Annotated in this window: 13 protein-coding genes and 1 pseudogene; 8 read left to right on the forward strand and 6 right to left on the reverse strand. The window is 71.3% G+C overall.

The window, feature by feature from the left end:
• Window positions 1-111: pseudogene (locus ACFO60_RS38935) on the forward strand (IS5/IS1182 family transposase); the annotation flags it as partial.
• A gap of 196 nt (window positions 112-307) precedes the next feature.
• Here ACFO60_RS38935 and ACFO60_RS38940 read toward each other — a convergent pair.
• On the reverse strand, window positions 308-985 hold the full coding sequence (locus tag ACFO60_RS38940) for a M50 family metallopeptidase (protein WP_380851889.1): 678 nt from the start codon (window positions 983-985) through the stop codon (window positions 308-310).
• A gap of 393 nt (window positions 986-1,378) precedes the next feature.
• On the opposite strand from ACFO60_RS38940, the gene ACFO60_RS38945 reads away from it, so the two are divergent.
• The 3 genes from ACFO60_RS38945 (at window position 1,379) to ACFO60_RS38955 (ending at window position 3,965) form a co-directional block, all read left to right on the forward strand.
• The gene (locus tag ACFO60_RS38945; RefSeq protein ID WP_380851892.1) at window positions 1,379-1,897 is read left to right on the forward strand and encodes a nuclear transport factor 2 family protein; all 519 of its coding nucleotides are present in this window, start codon (window positions 1,379-1,381) and stop codon (window positions 1,895-1,897) included.
• A 69-nt stretch (window positions 1,898-1,966) separates the two neighbouring features.
• On the forward strand, window positions 1,967-3,118 hold the full coding sequence (locus ACFO60_RS38950) for a magnesium and cobalt transport protein CorA (protein ID WP_380851895.1): 1,152 nt from the start codon (window positions 1,967-1,969) through the stop codon (window positions 3,116-3,118).
• 277 nt (window positions 3,119-3,395) lie between these two features.
• The gene (locus ACFO60_RS38955) at window positions 3,396-3,965 is read left to right on the forward strand and encodes a TIGR03086 family metal-binding protein (protein WP_380851898.1); all 570 of its coding nucleotides are present in this window, start codon (window positions 3,396-3,398) and stop codon (window positions 3,963-3,965) included.
• Here the strand turns inward: ACFO60_RS38955 and ACFO60_RS38960 are convergent, their stop codons facing one another.
• Window positions 3,966-6,176 carry a thiamine pyrophosphate-dependent enzyme gene (locus tag ACFO60_RS38960; RefSeq protein WP_380851901.1) on the reverse strand — a complete coding sequence of 737 codons (2,211 nt, stop codon included), beginning with the start codon at window positions 6,174-6,176 and terminating at the stop codon, window positions 3,966-3,968.
• 207 nt (window positions 6,177-6,383) lie between these two features.
• On the opposite strand from ACFO60_RS38960, the gene ACFO60_RS38965 reads away from it, so the two are divergent.
• Window positions 6,384-7,433: a hypothetical protein gene (locus ACFO60_RS38965; protein WP_380851904.1), complete on the forward strand. Its 1,050-nt coding sequence runs from the start codon at window positions 6,384-6,386 to the stop codon at window positions 7,431-7,433.
• 196 nt (window positions 7,434-7,629) lie between these two features.
• On the opposite strand, the gene ACFO60_RS38970 is transcribed toward ACFO60_RS38965, so the two are convergent.
• From ACFO60_RS38970 to ACFO60_RS38985, 4 genes are all read right to left on the reverse strand, one after another.
• Window positions 7,630-8,502 (reverse strand): ABC transporter permease, encoded by an 873-nt coding sequence (locus ACFO60_RS38970; protein ID WP_380851907.1) that lies wholly within the window; start codon window positions 8,500-8,502, stop codon window positions 7,630-7,632.
• A 3-nt stretch (window positions 8,503-8,505) separates the two neighbouring features.
• Window positions 8,506-9,489, reverse strand: coding sequence for an ATP-binding cassette domain-containing protein (locus tag ACFO60_RS38975; RefSeq protein ID WP_380851910.1), 984 nt, complete (start codon window positions 9,487-9,489; stop codon window positions 8,506-8,508).
• A complete protein-coding gene (locus tag ACFO60_RS38980; protein ID WP_380851913.1) occupies window positions 9,486-10,010 on the reverse strand; it encodes a PadR family transcriptional regulator in 525 nt (174 codons plus the stop codon). The genes ACFO60_RS38975 and ACFO60_RS38980 overlap by 4 nt, the downstream gene beginning before the upstream one ends.
• Before the next feature lie 154 nt (window positions 10,011-10,164).
• Window positions 10,165-10,764 carry an SACE_7040 family transcriptional regulator gene (locus ACFO60_RS38985; protein WP_380851916.1) on the reverse strand — a complete coding sequence of 200 codons (600 nt, stop codon included), beginning with the start codon at window positions 10,762-10,764 and terminating at the stop codon, window positions 10,165-10,167.
• Window positions 10,765-10,852: 88 nt separating this feature from the next.
• Here ACFO60_RS38985 and ACFO60_RS38990 point away from each other — a divergent pair, with 88 nt between their 5' ends.
• From ACFO60_RS38990 to ACFO60_RS39000, 3 genes are read left to right on the forward strand one after another with little or no spacing between them, the layout of a single operon-like run.
• Entirely contained in the window at window positions 10,853-12,436 is a 1,584-nt protein-coding gene (locus ACFO60_RS38990; protein ID WP_380851919.1) for a carboxyl transferase domain-containing protein, read from the forward strand.
• 11 nt (window positions 12,437-12,447) lie between these two features.
• Complete coding sequence (locus ACFO60_RS38995) at window positions 12,448-14,529, forward strand: acetyl/propionyl/methylcrotonyl-CoA carboxylase subunit alpha (protein WP_380851922.1); 2,082 nt, start codon at window positions 12,448-12,450, stop codon at window positions 14,527-14,529.
• Complete coding sequence (locus tag ACFO60_RS39000; RefSeq protein WP_380851925.1) at window positions 14,526-15,551, forward strand: hydroxymethylglutaryl-CoA lyase; 1,026 nt, start codon at window positions 14,526-14,528, stop codon at window positions 15,549-15,551. The genes ACFO60_RS38995 and ACFO60_RS39000 overlap by 4 nt, the downstream gene beginning before the upstream one ends.

Consider the following 15,551-nt stretch of genomic DNA (forward strand, 5'->3'; position numbering starts at 1 on the left):
CAGTTCAAACGACTCCGCACCCGCTACGAACGACGCGCCGACCTCCACCACGGGCTGCTCGAACTGGCCTGCAGCCTCATATGCCTCCGCCGCCTGCGAACCTCATTCTGAAACGATCAGTAAGTCCACACGGTGATAATCATCCATGCTCCCGGCTCACCCCCACGGGCGTGGGGAGGACGGAGCCGCGACGTGTCGGCCTCCGTGTCCGGGCGGCTCACCCCCACGGGCGTGGGGGTGAGCCTGCGGCGCGGCGTCGGAGGATGACGAGCGCCCAGTCCTCCCTGCGGCCGTGGGGGTGGGCCGGTCAGGCGGTGTTCAGGAGGTTCAGCACTTCCAAGGGGGTCAGCAGGTAGCCGCCGATGATCAGCGCCGCGCCGGAGATCAGCAGGAACAGGAAGACGAAGAACCCGCCGGGGAACGGGGTCAGCCGCGCGAGCTGGTCGGCGTCGGAGTCGGGGGCGCGGCCTCGCCGGCGCTTGCTGCGCAGTTCCAGGATGGGACGGACACCGCCGATCAGCAGGAACCACGCGGTGAGCTGCGCGCCCACCGACTGGATATCGGGCGGGGCGAACCACGACAGCACGAACACCGCTCCGCCGATCGTGAGGAGCGACACCACCCCGAAGACGTTGCGGATCATCAGCAGCATGCACGCCAGCAGCAGGAGGATCGTCCAGAGCAGGATCGTGATGTACCCGAGGGCGGTGAGCCACGCGGCGGCCAGCCCGAGCAGCGAGGGGGCCACGTACCCTGCGGCCGCCGTGAAGATCATGCCCGGCCCGGTGGGACGTCCACGGGTCAAAGTGACACCAGAAGTGTCCGAGTGCAGGCGGATGCCCTGGAGCTTGCGCCGGGTGAGCAGCGCCACGAGGGCGTGCCCTCCCTCGTGCGCGACGGTGATCAGACCTCTGGATATGTGCCATGACGTGGGATAGACGACCACACCCAGGGCGGCGAGCGCGGCCAGAGCGGTGATCCACATCGGCGGATCCGGCTGCACGGTGGTCAGCCGTTCCCAGAGACCGCTGAACGTCTGCAGGGTCCACCTCCATCGAGTGCGCCGCCGGATCGGGCCGCGGGCGAGAACGCGCGGACATAGCCTCGCATGCCCGCTGACACGGCATGTGACGTGTCCGACTAGAACAACATTCGGTCCTCGGGTGCGTCTGGGGGCGGTCAGCCGGGGGTGCGGGGGGCCGCTACGGTGGGACATGGGCGGATCTCGAGGGTTGCCGCATGTCGTCGCAGGACGGGGCGGCGATGGCCTGCTTTTGGCGGTCCGCAGGCATAACCGGATCGCCCTGCTGGCATAACCACGTCGCTTTGCCGCCATAACGGGATCGGCGATCGGGAAAAAGCGCTCTAAGCTGGGGGAGTGTCAAACTCCCGTACACCGGCGTCGCGGCCCGGGAAACACCAGCAGGTGATCCGCGGGTTCTTCGATGCCTTCGCATGCGGCGACACCGACGCCCTCGCACGGTGTTACCACCCGGAGATCAGCTTCGGCGATCCGGTCTTCCTCGAACTGGAGGGCCGTGACCTCGTCGTGGGCATGTGGAGCATGCTGCTCGCGTCCGTGACCGACCTTCAGGTATCGGCGTGGGACATCACGGCCGACGAGCACTCGGGCGGCGCGCGATGGTCGGCCGATTATGTCCTGCGGCGCAGCGGCAGGCGGGTGGTCAACCAGGTGCAGGCGCAGTTCCGGTTCGAGGACGGGCTGATCGTGCGCCATCACGACGATTTCGACTTCCGTGACTGGTCGAGGCTGGCGCTGGGCAAGCCGACCGGGATGCTGGTCGGCTGGACTCCGGCGTTGCGCCGCAAGGTCCGCGACAGAGCGCGTCACCGGCTCGACGAGTACCTGCGCAGTGGGTCGCCCATATCGGGTTAAGGTCTGACACGGGCGGGTCGTACCGGTTGCATGTTCGTGACCGCCCCTAGCGTTCAGGGGAGGTGTCCGATGTCGGATCGTCGTGTGCGCGGGCTGAGAGATCTGATGCGCGGGCCGGTCGTGAGGGGAGGCGAACACGAGGTCGCCCCTGAGCATTCGATGGACCCGAGGCCTCAGGGGGTCGACGCGCCGGCCGCGCGGCAGAGCGTGATCGACAACGCGATCTATGTCGACGGCAAGCGGGTGGACACTCCGCCGTCGCTGGCCGAGGCCGTGGCGGCACTGCGATCCCGGCAGAGCAGCATGGCGTGGATCGGCCTGTACCGCCCGGCCGAGTCGGAGATCCTCAAGGTGGCCGACGAGTTCGGCTTGCACGAGCTCGCCGTCGAGGACGCCATCGTCGCCCACCAGCGGCCCAAGGCCGACCGGTACGGCGACACGCTCTTCCTGGTGCTGCGGGCCGCGCAGTACCTCGACTCGCCGGAGAAGGTCGAGTTCGGCGAGCTGCACGTCTTCGTCGGCCGCGACTTCGTGCTCACGGTGCGCCACAGCGAGGCGCCCGACCTGAGCAAGGTGCGGCGCAGGATGGAGAACGACCCCGACCTGCTGCGCCAGGGGCCGCAGGCGGTGCTCTACGCGATCCTGGACGCGGTGGTCGACGGTTACGCGCCGGTCGTGGCGGGCCTGCAGAAGGACATCGACGAGATCGAGGTGCAGGTCTTCGGCGGCGACCCGGCGGCGCCGCGGCGCATCTACGCCCTGTCCCGCGAGGTCATCGAGTTCCAGCGCGCGACCAGGCCGCTGCTGGACATGCTGAGCAACCTGATCGCCGGCTCGCCGAAGTACGGCGTCGACGGCGAGCTGCAGCGCTACCTGCGGGACGTGGCCGACCACGCGATCACCGTGGTGGAGCGGGTGGACAACTTCCGGCAGATGCTCCAGGACATCCTCATCGTGAACTCCACTCTGGTCAGTCAGGCGCAGAACGAGGAGATGAAGAACGTCACCCAGGCGAGCTACGCGCAGAGCGAGGAGGTCAAGAAGATCTCCTCCTGGGCGGCCATCCTGTTCGCCCCCACCCTCGTCGGCACGATCTACGGCATGAACTTCACCCACATGCCGGAGCTCGGCTGGGTGTACGGCTATCCGTTCGCCGTCGCCCTCATGGCGGCGGTCTGCGCCACCCTCTATCTGGTCTTCAAGCGCCGCGACTGGCTCTGATCACGGCGGCCGCTCTGATCACGGCGGCCGCTCTGATCACGGCGGCCGCTCTGGCCGCGGCGCCGCTGTGGCCGCGGCGCCGCTGTGGCCAGCCGGCACCGCAGTGGCCCGCCGCGAGACTCTGGCCCGCCGCGAGCACTCTGGCCCACCGCGACCGGTCTGGCCCGCCGCGAGCACTCCGGCCCGCCGCGAACGGTCGGGCCCGCGATGGCCGGCTCCGGTTCGTCGCGGTGCGACCGGGCGGGACGGGGCGCGCATTCGGGGTAGGTCCCCGCGTATGGAGGAACGCCTTCTGGAACTGCACGCCGTCGCGATGGACGAGTTCGGCCTGCGGGTGGGGATGATCGCCGGCGGCATGTGGGACGCCCCGACCCCCTGCTCGGAGTGGACCGTCCGCGACCTGGTGAACCACCTGGTGGCCGAGCAGTTGTGGGTGCCGCCGCTGCTGGCGGGGGAGACGGTCGAGAGCGTCGGCGGTCGCTTCGACGGCGACCGGCTCGGCGACGATCCGGTGGCCGCCTGGGAGGAGGCCTCCGCGGCCGCGCAGCGGGCGCTGGCCGAGCCAGGGGCGCTCGACCGGGACGTCCATCTGTCCTACGCGACGGTGAGCGCCCGGCACTACTGCATGGAGCTGACCGCCGACCTGACCATTCACGCCTGGGACCTGGCTCGCGGCCTCGGCGCCGACGACCGCGTCGACCCCCGGCTGATGATCGCGGCGTACGAACATCTGCTGCCGATGAAGGACGCGCTCGCCGGCAGCGGCATGTTCGGCGAGCCGGTGCCGGTGCCGGACGACGCCGACCCGCAGGCCCGCGCCCTCGCGCTCACCGGCCGCCATCCCTGATCAGCCGAGCAGCTTGCGGGCCGCCTCTTCGATGTCGGACTCCGACAGCAGCACGTGGGCGGCGGCGTCGCCGAGCGGGACGAAGCTGTCTCTGGAGGTCACCCGGGCCACCCGGCCGGTGTAGCCGCCGTCGGTCAGCGCGGCGAGCACCCCCTCGGACACGCCTCCCGAACCGCGGGTCTCGTCGGCGATCAGCACCCTGCCGGTCAGGTCGGCCGCGCGCAGCAGGTCGTCCACGGGCAGGGGCGACAGCCACCGCAGGTCCAGCACCCGGCAGCCGAACCCCTCGGAGGTGAGCCGGATCGCCGCCCGCAGGCTCATGCGCACGCCGTTGCCGAACGTCACGATGGTGAGGTCCCTGCCGTCGCCGTAGGAGCGGCCGCGCCCGATCGGCACGTGCGTCTCGGGCCACCGCGAGGGGGGGACGTAGGGGGACAGCCAGCCGTTGTCGCCGTCGTCCATCAGGTCGCGGGTGTTGTAGAGCGCGATCGGCTCCAGGAACACCGACACCTCGCCGTCGGCCGCCGCCGCGGCCACGCAGGTGCGCAGCATCGCCGCGGCGTCGTCGGGCCGGGCGGGCGAGGCGACGACGAGGCCGGGGATGTCGCGCAGTGCCGTGACGGAGTTGTCGTTGTGGAAGTGGCCGCCGAACCCCTTCTGGTAGGCGTACCCGGGCACGCGCACGACCATCGGGTTGCGGTAGGCGCCCTGGGAGAAGAACCGCAGCGTGGCCGCCTCGCCGCGGAGCTGGTCCAGCGCGTTGTGCAGGTACGCCAGGTACTGGATCTCGGGGATGGGCAGCAGCCCGGAGGCCGCGGAGCCGAGGGCCAGCCCGAGGATGGACTGCTCGTCGAGCAGGGTGTCGAACACCCGGCCGGCGCCGAAGCGCTTGAGCAGCCCTCGGGTCACCCCGTACACCCCGCCTTTGCGGGCGACGTCCTCCCCGAACAGCATGATCTCGGGGTGGGCGCCCATGAGGTCGGCGAGCGTGCGGTTGATGGACTGCGCGAGCGTCAGCGGCCCCTCACGCTCGGGCGGGGTGTCGCCGAACAGCGGGCCGCGGTCGGCCGCCCGCCGCGCCGCGTGTGTCGCCACCTGGGCGGGATGGCGGGGCGCGAGCGGCTCCATCACCTCGCGCGCGGACCCCAGCCGGGGCCGGCGGGTGCACTCGAGGGCGAGCTTCAGCACGTGCTCGCGGAGGGACTCGTAGCGTCCGGCCACCTCGTCGGGCGTGGCCAGGCCGGCCTCCACCAGCGTGCGCGCCGTGGCGACCAGCGGATCGCGGGCCAGGTCGGCGGCGATCTCGCGCGGCGCGCGGTACGCCGACTCCACGTCGGAGCCGGCGTGCCCCATCAGGCGCACGGTGCGGAGGTGCAGGAACGCCGGCGACCGGCGGGTGCGCACATGCTCGACGGCCTGCCGTGCCACGTCGTAGGCCTCGGCGAGGTCGCAGCCGTCGGCGCGGAAACGCGGGATCAGCGGGTGGCCGGCGGCCTCGACCCAGCCGCCCGGCGTGCGCACGCTGATGCCGATGCCGTTGTCCTCGCAGACGAACAGGATGGGGAGCGGCAGCCCCTGGTAGGCGCAGTACGCCGCGGTGTTGAACCCGGTCAGCGCGCTCGCGTGGTTGGCCGAGGCGTCGCCGAAGCTGCAGACCGCGATCGACCCGTCCGGCCAGGCGCCGGGGACGCCGAGCTTGCGGGCCCGCTCGACGGCGAAGGCCACGCCGACCGCGCGGGGCAGGTGGCTGGCGATCGTCGAGGTCTGCGGGATGATCGCCAGGTCGGGGTGGCCGAAGACCTTGTGACGCCCGCCGGCCATGGGCTCCTCGGCCGCGGCGGTGAGCCCGAGCAGCACGTCGCGCAGCCCTTCCTCCGCCAGGCGGCCGGCCTGCGCCGACCGGGTCAGGTAGAACGCCCCTGAGCGGTAGTGCAGCAGCGCCGGGTCGGTGACGCGCAGGGCCGCCGCGACCGCCGCGTTGCCCTCGTGCCCGGCCGAGCCGATGGTGTAGAACCCCTCGCCCTGCTCGCGGAGCCAGCGGGCGGCGATGTCGAGCAGCCTGCTGGAGAGCTGGATCTCGAACAGGTCGCGGCACAGGGCGCCGGTGAGCGCCGTTCCCTCTCGCACGGGCAGACCTGGATCTCGGCGGTTGCCGGGAATCATCGCGGCGACCGACTCGATGAAGTGCGTCTCTACTGTGTCGCGGCCCACAAGGCCGATTATGTAGCCACGCACCGGGTCACGTCCTGTGGCTTGCCCAGACTGTCTCGGTGTCCGAGCGGGCCGTGTCATTTGACAGTGGTTAATGACTGTTTGTCAGGAGGACCAACCACTGTCAACCCCTAGCCGTCCTACTTACCAAAGGAATGACGTGGCACCCTCATGCCGCGTTAAGGCAACGGGAAGGATGGATCCCCCGTGTTACAACGCATCCGCGCCATGATCGTGGCGCTGGCGATGGGCGCCGGAGCACTCGCTCTGGTGGCCACGCCTGCGACGGCCGTGGTACAGGCCGCGCCCACCGTCTCATCGGTGGACGTGAGCCCGAGCACGGTCGTCGTGTACGACAAGGACGGCAAGGCCGTCACCTTCACCTTCCTGGTCGACGGCGCCACCACTGGTGGCTTCACGCTGAAGCGGCCCAACGGGTCGACCGTCGACGTCGAGGCCAAGAAGGTCGGCGACACCGACGGCAAGCAGAAGTGGCAGGGAACGCGCACGTTCACCCGGTCGGACGCCGCCGGTAAGTGGAACGTCACCGCGAAGGCGACCAGTGCCGTCGGCACCGGTACGGCGAGCGATGACTTCCTGGTCAAGCAGGTCTGGCACAGCCACATCTCCGGCTTCCGCGTCGGCCCTGACCCGGTCGACGAAGGCGACCGGCTCGCGGCTCGCGGACGCCTGTCGGTGGAACGCGCGAGCGACTGGGACGGCTACCGGGGCAAGAAGGTCTCCCTGCTGTTCAAGGCCGACGGTTCTCGCCGTTGGGAGACCGTCGGGCATGACTGGACCGACCGCGGTGGCCGGTTCTGGATCGGGACCGAGGCCGTCGAGTCCGGCTGGTTCCGCGCCGTCTTCGCCGGCGCCCCGGGCGTGCGGGGCACGAGCAGTCGCCCCGAGCACGTCAGAGTGCGTGAGGTGAAGAAGCCCGCCGACACCCGCATCATCAAGTTCAACGCCTACCCCGAGCCCGTGAAGTACGGCAAGTACGTCAAGAACACGGGCAAGCTGCAGGTCTGGGACGGCGACAGCTGGGCCGCGTACGACCACGCGAAGGTCGGGCTGTACTTCAAGCGCGCCGGTCACAGCAAGTGGGAGTACGTCAAGACGGTCGGCACCAACGGGGCCGGGGCCTTCTACGCCAAGGTCAAGGCGTGGCACTCCGGCTACTGGAAGATCAAGTTCAAGGGGACCGACGACACCGAGGCCTCCAGCAGCTCCAGCGACTACGTGAAGGTCAAGAAGTAGCACTGGCGCAGAGATGATCACCGCGAGGTGACGGCGGCGGCCCGGGAGCATGGTGCTCCCGGGCCGTCCGCGTCCTGCGGCACGGATTCGTCCCCATCCCGCGGCGCAGATCGGTCGCGTCCTGCGGCACTGATCGTTCCCGGTCCGCGGCACGGATCGTTTCCGTCCTGCGGTGGGATCCGCCCGGTGGCCCGGGTCAGTCCGTGCGACGGAACTGGGCGATGGCGACGCCGAGCAGTGCGGCCCCCATCAGCGCCACGATCGCGAGCTCGACGCCGGTCGTGACCCGCCAGCCGAACCAGTGGACCCCCGGGTTGAGCGCGGCGGCGGCCTGCGGGCTGACGTTCAGGTGGGTGAAGACCGCGTGGCGCATCGGATCGACGGCGTACGTGAGCGGATTGATCTTGGTGAGCAGGGCCAGCCACGCCGGCAGGCCGGCCAGCGGGAACATCGCGCCGGAAAGGAAGATCATCGGCATGATGGCCATCTGCATGATCCCGAAGAAGCTCTGCATGCTCTTCATCCGGGCCGCCAGGCTCACGCCGAACGCGGTGATGGTGAACGAGGCGAGGAACATCTGGCCGAGCAGCATGAGGATCAGCGAAGGGGAGTAGGGGACGTGCACCAGGCCCGCCATGGCCAGGATGATGACGCCCTGCCCGGTCGCCACGATGCCGCCGCCCAGGCACTTGCCGATCACGATGGACGCGCGGCTGACCGGGGCGACCAGCATCTCGCGCAGGAACCCGAACTCGCGGTCCCACACGATCGAGCCCGCGGAGAACATCGCCGTCGTGATCACGGTCATGGCGATCACGCCGGGGTAGATGAACGTGCGGAAGTCGACGCCCTGCCCGGGGCCGCGCGAGACCAGCATGCTCAGGCCGGTGCCCATGACGAACAGCCACAGCACGGGCTGGACCAGCGTGGACATCATGCGGGTGCGGTCGTTGACGAACCGCAGCATCTCGCGGTGCAGCACGATCTTGATCGCGCGCAGGTCATGCCGCACGCTGCGCCCGGGGACGTGCACCCGGACCACTCCTGATGCGTTGACGTCCGTGGTCAACGGTCACCTCCTCGCCATCGCGCGCATCCACGACGAAGCGACGCTCTCGCCCTCGGCGTCGCGGATCGTGGAGCCGGTGTAGTTCATGAAGACGTCGTCGAGCGACGGCCGGGACACGCTGACCGACTGGATCGGCACGCCCAGTTCGGCGAACAGGCGGGGCACGAACGCCTCGCCGGAGGGGACGGCGAAGGTGACCACGCCCTCCCGCAGGGCCGCCTCCAGTTCGAAGCGCTCCTCGAGCGCGGCGATCGCGAGGTGGTCGTCGGCGGTGTGGATCTGGACGCGGTCCTTGCCGATGCTCGCCTTCAGGGCCTCGGGGGAGTCGACGACCACGATCTCGCCGTGGTCGATGATCGCGATGCGGTCGCAGTACTCCGCTTCTTCCATGTAGTGCGTCGTCATGAAGATCGTGATGTCCTCGGTGCGCCTCAGTTTGTTGATGTAGCCCCAGATGGCGGAGCGGGTCTGCGGGTCGAGGCCGACGGTGGGCTCGTCCAGGAACAGCACCCTCGGGGAGTGCAGCAGGCCGCGGGCGATCTCCAGCCGGCGCTTCATGCCGCCGGAGAAGGTGTTCACCTTGGCGTCCTTGCGGTCCCAGAGCGCGACCATCTCCATGACCTGCCTGATGCGCCCGCCGACCGCCTCCTTCCGCACCCCGTACAGCTCGGCGTGGAAGCGCAGGTTCTGCTCGGCGGTCAGATAGCCGTCCAGCGTCGGGTCCTGGAAGACCAGCCCGATGTTGCGCCGGACCTCGTCGCGCTCCTTGACCACGTCGTGCCCGGCCACGGCCGCGTGGCCGCCGGTCGGCCGGGCGAGCGTGCACAGCATGCTGATCGTGGTGGTCTTGCCCGCGCCGTTCGGGCCGAGGAAGCCGAACACCTCTCCGGGGCGGACCTCGAAGTCGATGCCCTTCACGGCCTCGAAGTCGCCGTAGCTCTTGCGCAGCCCTCGTACGGCGACGGCGGGCGCCTCGCTTGTCGTCATGGTTCCTGTTCCTCCTCCTCGTCATCGTCGTCGGCGAGGATCGCGAAGACGGATCGTCTCGTGGTCTTGAGCAGCTTGCGCGCCGCCGCCACCTGTCTGGGGTTGGCGACCTGCGTGAGCTGGCCGAACGCCTCGCTCAGCCGCCCCCACAGCATCCGCAGCTCCATCATGTCCTCGGGCAGCGTCCGGGCGACCTCCGACCACGGGTCGCCGGGCACGCGCGCGTCGACGTGCCGGCGGCCCTCGCCGGTGAGGGCGTAGGTGCGGCTGCCGCCGGACTCCTCGCCGGCGACCAGCCCTTCGTCCTCCAGTTGCTGGAGCGCCGGATACACCGATCCGGGGCTCGGCCGCCAGACTCCCTGGCTGCGGTGCTGGATCTCCTGAATCATCTGGTACCCGTTGCGGGGCCCTTCGCTCAACAGGGACAGCAGGGCGGCCCGCACTTCCCCGCGCCGCACGCGCGGCGGGAAGTGGGGCCCCTGCGAAGCGCTGAGCGGTCCCGCGAAGTTCGAAGCGTCCATCTCACCGATCTTCCAACTATCGAGATACGTTGACGATATATCTAGATAGTTGGCAAAAACAACCCTCGATAGGACATGAGAAGACATGAGGGAGTTATCTGCAATACCGGCCGGGCGTTAGCGGTCGTTAACCATCGGCGGGCGCCGATGGACGCTACTCGGGGAGGCCGGCGAGGTCGGTGAGAGCCGCGCGGGCCATGCGGTGCAGGAGGGCGGCCATGGCGTCGCGGGGCAGTTCCCCGGCGCTGTGGGGGGTCGAGTTCAGCAGGCCGAAGATCGCGTGCGTCGCGGCGCGCAGCCGCGGCGGCGGCACCCGCGGGTACAGCTCGCTCAGCACCGTCACCCACTCTTCGACGTAAAGCCGCTGCAGCCGCCGGATCTGCCGCCGGGCGGACTCGGGGACGTTGCCCAGCTCGCGGTCGTGCACCGTGATCAGCGCGGGGTGGTCGAGCGCGAAGTCGATCTGGCCGGCCAGCAGGGCGTCCAGCGCCTCCTGCCCGTCGGCGGCCCTGGTGGCGCGTTCCATCGCCGAGGTGCGCAGCCGCTCGCTGATGTCCAGCAGCATCTCGGCGAGCAGCGATTCCTTGCCGCTGAAGTGGCGGTAGAGCGCCGGCCCCGAGATGCCGACCGCTCCGCCGATCTCCTCGATGGACACCCCGTGGAAGCCGCGGGCGGCGAACAGGGCGGCCGCCGCGTCGAGGATTTCCCTGCGGCGGGAGCCTCGAACGCGGTTAGGAGTCCGCACACCGGTCATGAACCGCAATAGTAGACGAATCAGTTAATGATGACTAACATCCGAGGCGGTGTTAGCGGACGTTAACCCATGGGAGGTGCGTGCGACCATGGCCCCTGTGCTCCGGACGACGGCGGGCCCGGACGGCGAGCAGTTCAAGCGCAACGCGGAGGTCAACGAGCGTCTGGCCGCCGAGCTGCGCGAACGCCTGGCCGCCGCCGCTCTGGGCGGTCCCGAGCGGTCCCGGGCCCGGCACGTCGAGCGCGGCAAACTGCTGCCGCGCGACCGCGTCGGCACGCTGCTGGACCCCGGCTCCCGCTTCCTGGAGCTGTCCCCGCTGGCCGCCTCCGGCCTGTACGGGGACGAGGCGCCGGCCGCGGGCATCATCACCGGCGTCGGGCGGGTCTCCGGCAGAGAATGCGTGATCGTCGCCAACGACGCCACCGTCAAGGGCGGCACGTACTACCCGATCACCGTCAAGAAGCACCTGCGCGCCCAGGAGGTCGCCCTCCACAACCACCTGCCGTGCGTCTACCTCGTCGACTCAGGGGGCGCGTTCCTCCCGTTGCAGGACGAGGTGTTCCCCGACCGCGAGCACTTCGGCCGCATCTTCTACAACCAGGCGACCATGTCCCGGCGCGGCATCCCGCAGATCGCCGCCGTCCTCGGCTCCTGCACCGCCGGAGGCGCCTACGTGCCGGCCATGAGCGACGAGGCCGTCATCGTGCGCGGCCAGGGCACGATCTTCCTCGGCGGCCCGCCGCTGGTGAAGGCCGCCACCGGCGAGGAGGTCACCGCCGAGGAGCTCGGCGGCGGCGACGTCCACGCCCGGGTCAGCGGGGTCACCGACCACCTCGCCGACGACGACGCCCACGCGCTGGCCCTCGTCCGCGACATCGTCGCCACCCTCCCCCCGCCCGGCCCCGCCCCCTGGCGGCGGGCCCGGCCGGAGGAGCCGGCGCACGACCCGCGCGACCTGTACGGCATCGTGCCCGCCGACACCCGCACCCCCTACGACGTCCGCGAGGTGATCGCCCGGGTCGTCGACGGCAGCCGGTTCCTGGAGTTCAAGGCCGAGTACGGGCCCACACTGGTCACCGGCTTCGCGCACGTCCACGGCCACCCGGTCGGCGTCGTGGCCAACAACGGCATCCTGTTCGGCGAGTCGGCGCTCAAGGGCGCCCACTTCATCGAGCTGTGCGACCAGCGCGCCATTCCCCTCGTGTTCCTGCAGAACATCAGCGGGTTCATGGTGGGCAAGGCCTACGAGCACGGCGGCATCGCCAAGCACGGCGCCAAGATGGTCACCGCCGTCTCCTGCGCCCGCGTCCCGAAGTTCACCGTGGTCATCGGCGGCTCGTTCGGCGCCGGCAACTACGCGATGGCCGGCCGGGCCTACGCTCCGCGCTTCCTGTGGATGTGGCCGAACGCCCGCATCTCGGTCATGGGCGGCGAGCAGGCCGCCAACGTGCTGGCGACGGTGCGCCCCGGCGGCTCGGACGGCGAGGCGGAGTTCAAGCGCGCCATCCGCGAGCGGTACGAGGAGCAGGGCAATCCCTACTACTCGACCGCGCGGCTGTGGGACGACGGCGTGATCGACCCGCTCGACACCCGCACCGTCCTCGGGCTGGCCCTCTCGGCCGCGGCCGGCGCCCCCCTCGACCCCATCGGCTACGGCGTCTTCCGGATGTGACCATGCCTTCGATGTTCGACACCGTTCTGGTCGCCAACCGCGGCGAGATCGCGCTGCGCGTGATCCGGACGCTGCGGCGCCTCGGCGTCCGGTCCGTCGCCGTGCACAGCGACGCCGACGCCGGCGCGCCGCACGTCCGCGCCGCCGACGCCGCGGTCCGGCTGCCGTCGGGCTACCTCGCCGTCGAGGAGGTCCTCGCGGCGGCGAAGCTGACCGGCGCGCAGGCCGTGCACCCCGGCTACGGTTTCCTCGCCGAGAGCACCGCCTTCGCCCGGCGGTGCGCCGAGGAGGGCGTCGTCTTCGTCGGCCCGCCCGCCGAGGCCGTCGAGGCGATGGGCGACAAGATCCGGGCCAAGGCCACCGTCGCGGCGGCGGGGGTCCCCGTCGTCCCGGGCGGCGCCGAGCCGGGCGACCTGCTGGAGGCCGCCCTGCGCATCGGCTTCCCCGTGCTGGTCAAGCCGTCGGCGGGCGGCGGCGGCAAGGGCATGCTGGTGGTCCGCTCGGCCGGCGAGCTGCCGCGGGCGATCGAGTCGGCCCGCCGCACCGCCGCCGCCGCGTTCGGCGACGCCACCCTGCTCGTCGAGCGGTACATCGCCGGCCCCCGGCACATCGAGATCCAGGTGCTCGCCGACGCGCACGGCAACGTGATCCACCTCGGCGAGCGCGAATGCAGCCTGCAACGCCGCCACCAGAAGATCGTCGAGGAGGCGCCCTCCCCGCTGCTGGACGAGGAGACGCGGCGCAGGATGGGCGAGGACGCCGTGCGGGCCGCCCGCTCGGTCGGCTACGTCGGCGCGGGGACCGTCGAGTTCATCGTCGCGGGCGACGAACCGGGGCACCCCGCCTACTTCATCGAGATGAACACCCGCCTGCAGGTCGAGCACCCCGTCACCGAGCTCGTCACCGGCCTGGACCTGGTGGAGCTTCAGCTGCGCGTCGCCGCCGGCGAGCCGCTGCCGCTCGCCCAGGACGAGGTGGCGCTGCGCGGCCACGCCGTCGAGGCCCGCGTCTACGCCGAGGACCCCGCGCGGGACTTCCTGCCCACAGGCGGGCGGGTCCTCACCCTCGCCGAACCCGGCGATCAGCCGCACGTGCGCGTGGACTCGGGGTTGGGGGCGGGCATGGCCGTCGGCAGCGACTACGACCCGATGCTGTCCAAGATCATCGCCTGGGCGCCGGACCGTGAGCAGGCGCTGAGGCGGCTCGACTCGGCCCTGGGCGCGACCACCGTCCTCGGCGTGACCACCAACATCGCCTTCCTGCGCGCCCTGCTCGCCGACCCGGACGTCGCGGCGGGCCGGCTCAGCACCGGCCTGATCGACCAGCGGCTCGACTCCCTGCTCGCCGCCGCCCGCGGCCCCGGCGGCGCCGTGCCCGCCGAGGTGTGGGCGGCGGCCGCGCTGGTCCTGCACGACCGGCTCGCCGGGCGCGCCGGCGACGATCCGTGGGAGGTGCCGGACGGCTGGCGCGTCGGCGAACCGGCCTGGACGACCTGGCTGCCGGCGACGCGCGGCGAGAGGGCGGTGGTCAAGGTGCGCGGCCTGCCCGCCCGCGGGTGCGAGGTCGCCGTCGGCGACGCCCCCGCCATGCCGGCCCGGCTCGCGTGGGACGGCGACGATGTCCAGGTGACCGTGGACGGGCTGACCTACCGGTACGCCTGCGCCTTCGACGGCGGCGCCGTCTGGCTCGGCCGGGACGGCCGGTCGTGGTCGATCATCCCGCACGAGGCGGGAGAGCGCGGCGCCCGCGCCGGGGCGGGCGGCGCGGGCGACGGTGTGGTGCGCAGCCCCATGCCGGGCACCGTGCTGCTGGTCAAGGTCGTCCCCGGCGAGCAGGTCACCGAGGGGCAGCCGCTGCTGATCGTCGAGGCGATGAAGATGGAGCACACCGTCACCGCCCCCGCCGACGGGGTCGTCGCCGAACTCGCCGTGCGCGCCGGCCAGCCGGTCGACATGGACGCCGTGCTCGCCGTCGTCCGCTCCGAACCTATGGACATCCCCACGCCCGCGGACACGTCCGCTCCTGTGGACATTCCCGTGCCGGCGGATGCCCCCGTGCCGGCGGACACCCCTGCCGGGGAGGGAGGATCATGATGCGCGCACCGTTCCAGGCTCCGATGGAGGGCCTGCCCCGCCGGGTGACGATCTACGAGGTCGGGCCCAGAGACGGCCTGCAGAACGAGAAGACGGTCCTGCCCGCCGAGGTCAAGGCCGAGTTCGTCGCGAGGCTCGCACGCGCGGGGCTGACCACCATCGAGGCGACCAGCTTCGTCCACCCCAAGTGGGTGCCCCAGCTGGCCGACGCCGAGGAGGTGCTCCAGCGCATGGACCGCGTGCCCGGGGTGCGCTACCCCGTGCTGGTCCCCAACGAGCGCGGCCTGGACCGGGCCCTCGGGCTCGGTGTCACCGACATCGCGATCTTCGGCAGCGCCACCGAGACCTTCGCCCAGCGCAACCTCAACCGCAGCGTGGAGGGCTCGATCGCGATGTTCACCCCGGTGGTCGAGCGCGCCCGCGCCAACGGGCTCGCCGTCCGGGCCTACCTTTCCATGTGCTTCGGCGACCCCTGGGAGGGGCCGGTGCCGATCGAGCAGGTGGTGCGGAACGGCAGGCGGCTGCTCGACCTCGGCTGCGCGCAGCTGTCCCTCGGGGACACCATCGGCGTGGGCACGCCCGGGCACGTCACCGCCCTCCTGCGCGCCTTCGCCGACGCCGGCGTGGGCCCCGAGCGGCTCGCGGTGCACTTCCACGACACCTACGGCCAGGCCCTGGTCAACACCCTGGCCGCGCTGCGCTGCGGGGTGACCGTCGTGGACGCCTCCGCCGGCGGCATCGGCGGCTGCCCGTACGCCAAGAGCGCCACCGGCAACCTCGCCACCGAGGACCTGGTCTGGATGCTGTCCGGCCTCGGCGTGCGTACCGGCGTCGACCTGGCCTCGCTGGTGGAGACCAGCGCGTGGCTCGCCGCTCTGCTGGGCCGCCCGAGTCCGTCGCGCGTCGTCCAGGCCCTGGCCGGCGAGCCCGCGCCGAAGCAGGCCGCCCAACCCGCGGCCGAGAACGCGTCCGAGCCGGCCGCGGGGAGACCCTCCGCGTCCCCGGCCGCACAAGAGGAGTGA

The sequence above is a fragment of the Sphaerisporangium dianthi genome (genome assembly GCF_042654065.1).
In the GTDB taxonomy this organism is placed as follows: Bacteria; Actinomycetota; Actinomycetes; order Streptosporangiales; family Streptosporangiaceae; genus Sphaerisporangium; species Sphaerisporangium dianthi.

What these genes read in the sequence shown, in the direction of transcription:
- ACFO60_RS38940 (WP_380851889.1), bottom strand. Translation starts at nt 985, where the DNA reads ATGTGGATCACCGCTCTGGCCGCGCTCGCCGCCCTGGGTGTGGTCGTC.
- ACFO60_RS38950 (WP_380851895.1), top strand. Translation starts at nt 1,967, where the DNA reads ATGTCGGATCGTCGTGTGCGCGGGCTGAGAGATCTGATGCGCGGGCCG.
- ACFO60_RS38955 (WP_380851898.1), top strand. Translation starts at nt 3,396, where the DNA reads ATGGAGGAACGCCTTCTGGAACTGCACGCCGTCGCGATGGACGAGTTC.
- ACFO60_RS38975 (WP_380851910.1), bottom strand. Translation starts at nt 9,489, where the DNA reads ATGACGACAAGCGAGGCGCCCGCCGTCGCCGTACGAGGGCTGCGCAAG.
- ACFO60_RS38980 (WP_380851913.1), bottom strand. Translation starts at nt 10,010, where the DNA reads ATGGACGCTTCGAACTTCGCGGGACCGCTCAGCGCTTCGCAGGGGCCC.
- ACFO60_RS38985 (WP_380851916.1), bottom strand. Translation starts at nt 10,764, where the DNA reads ATGACCGGTGTGCGGACTCCTAACCGCGTTCGAGGCTCCCGCCGCAGG.
- ACFO60_RS38990 (WP_380851919.1), top strand. Translation starts at nt 10,853, where the DNA reads ATGGCCCCTGTGCTCCGGACGACGGCGGGCCCGGACGGCGAGCAGTTC.
- ACFO60_RS38995 (WP_380851922.1), top strand. Translation starts at nt 12,448, where the DNA reads ATGTTCGACACCGTTCTGGTCGCCAACCGCGGCGAGATCGCGCTGCGC.
- ACFO60_RS39000 (WP_380851925.1), top strand. Translation starts at nt 14,526, where the DNA reads ATGATGCGCGCACCGTTCCAGGCTCCGATGGAGGGCCTGCCCCGCCGG.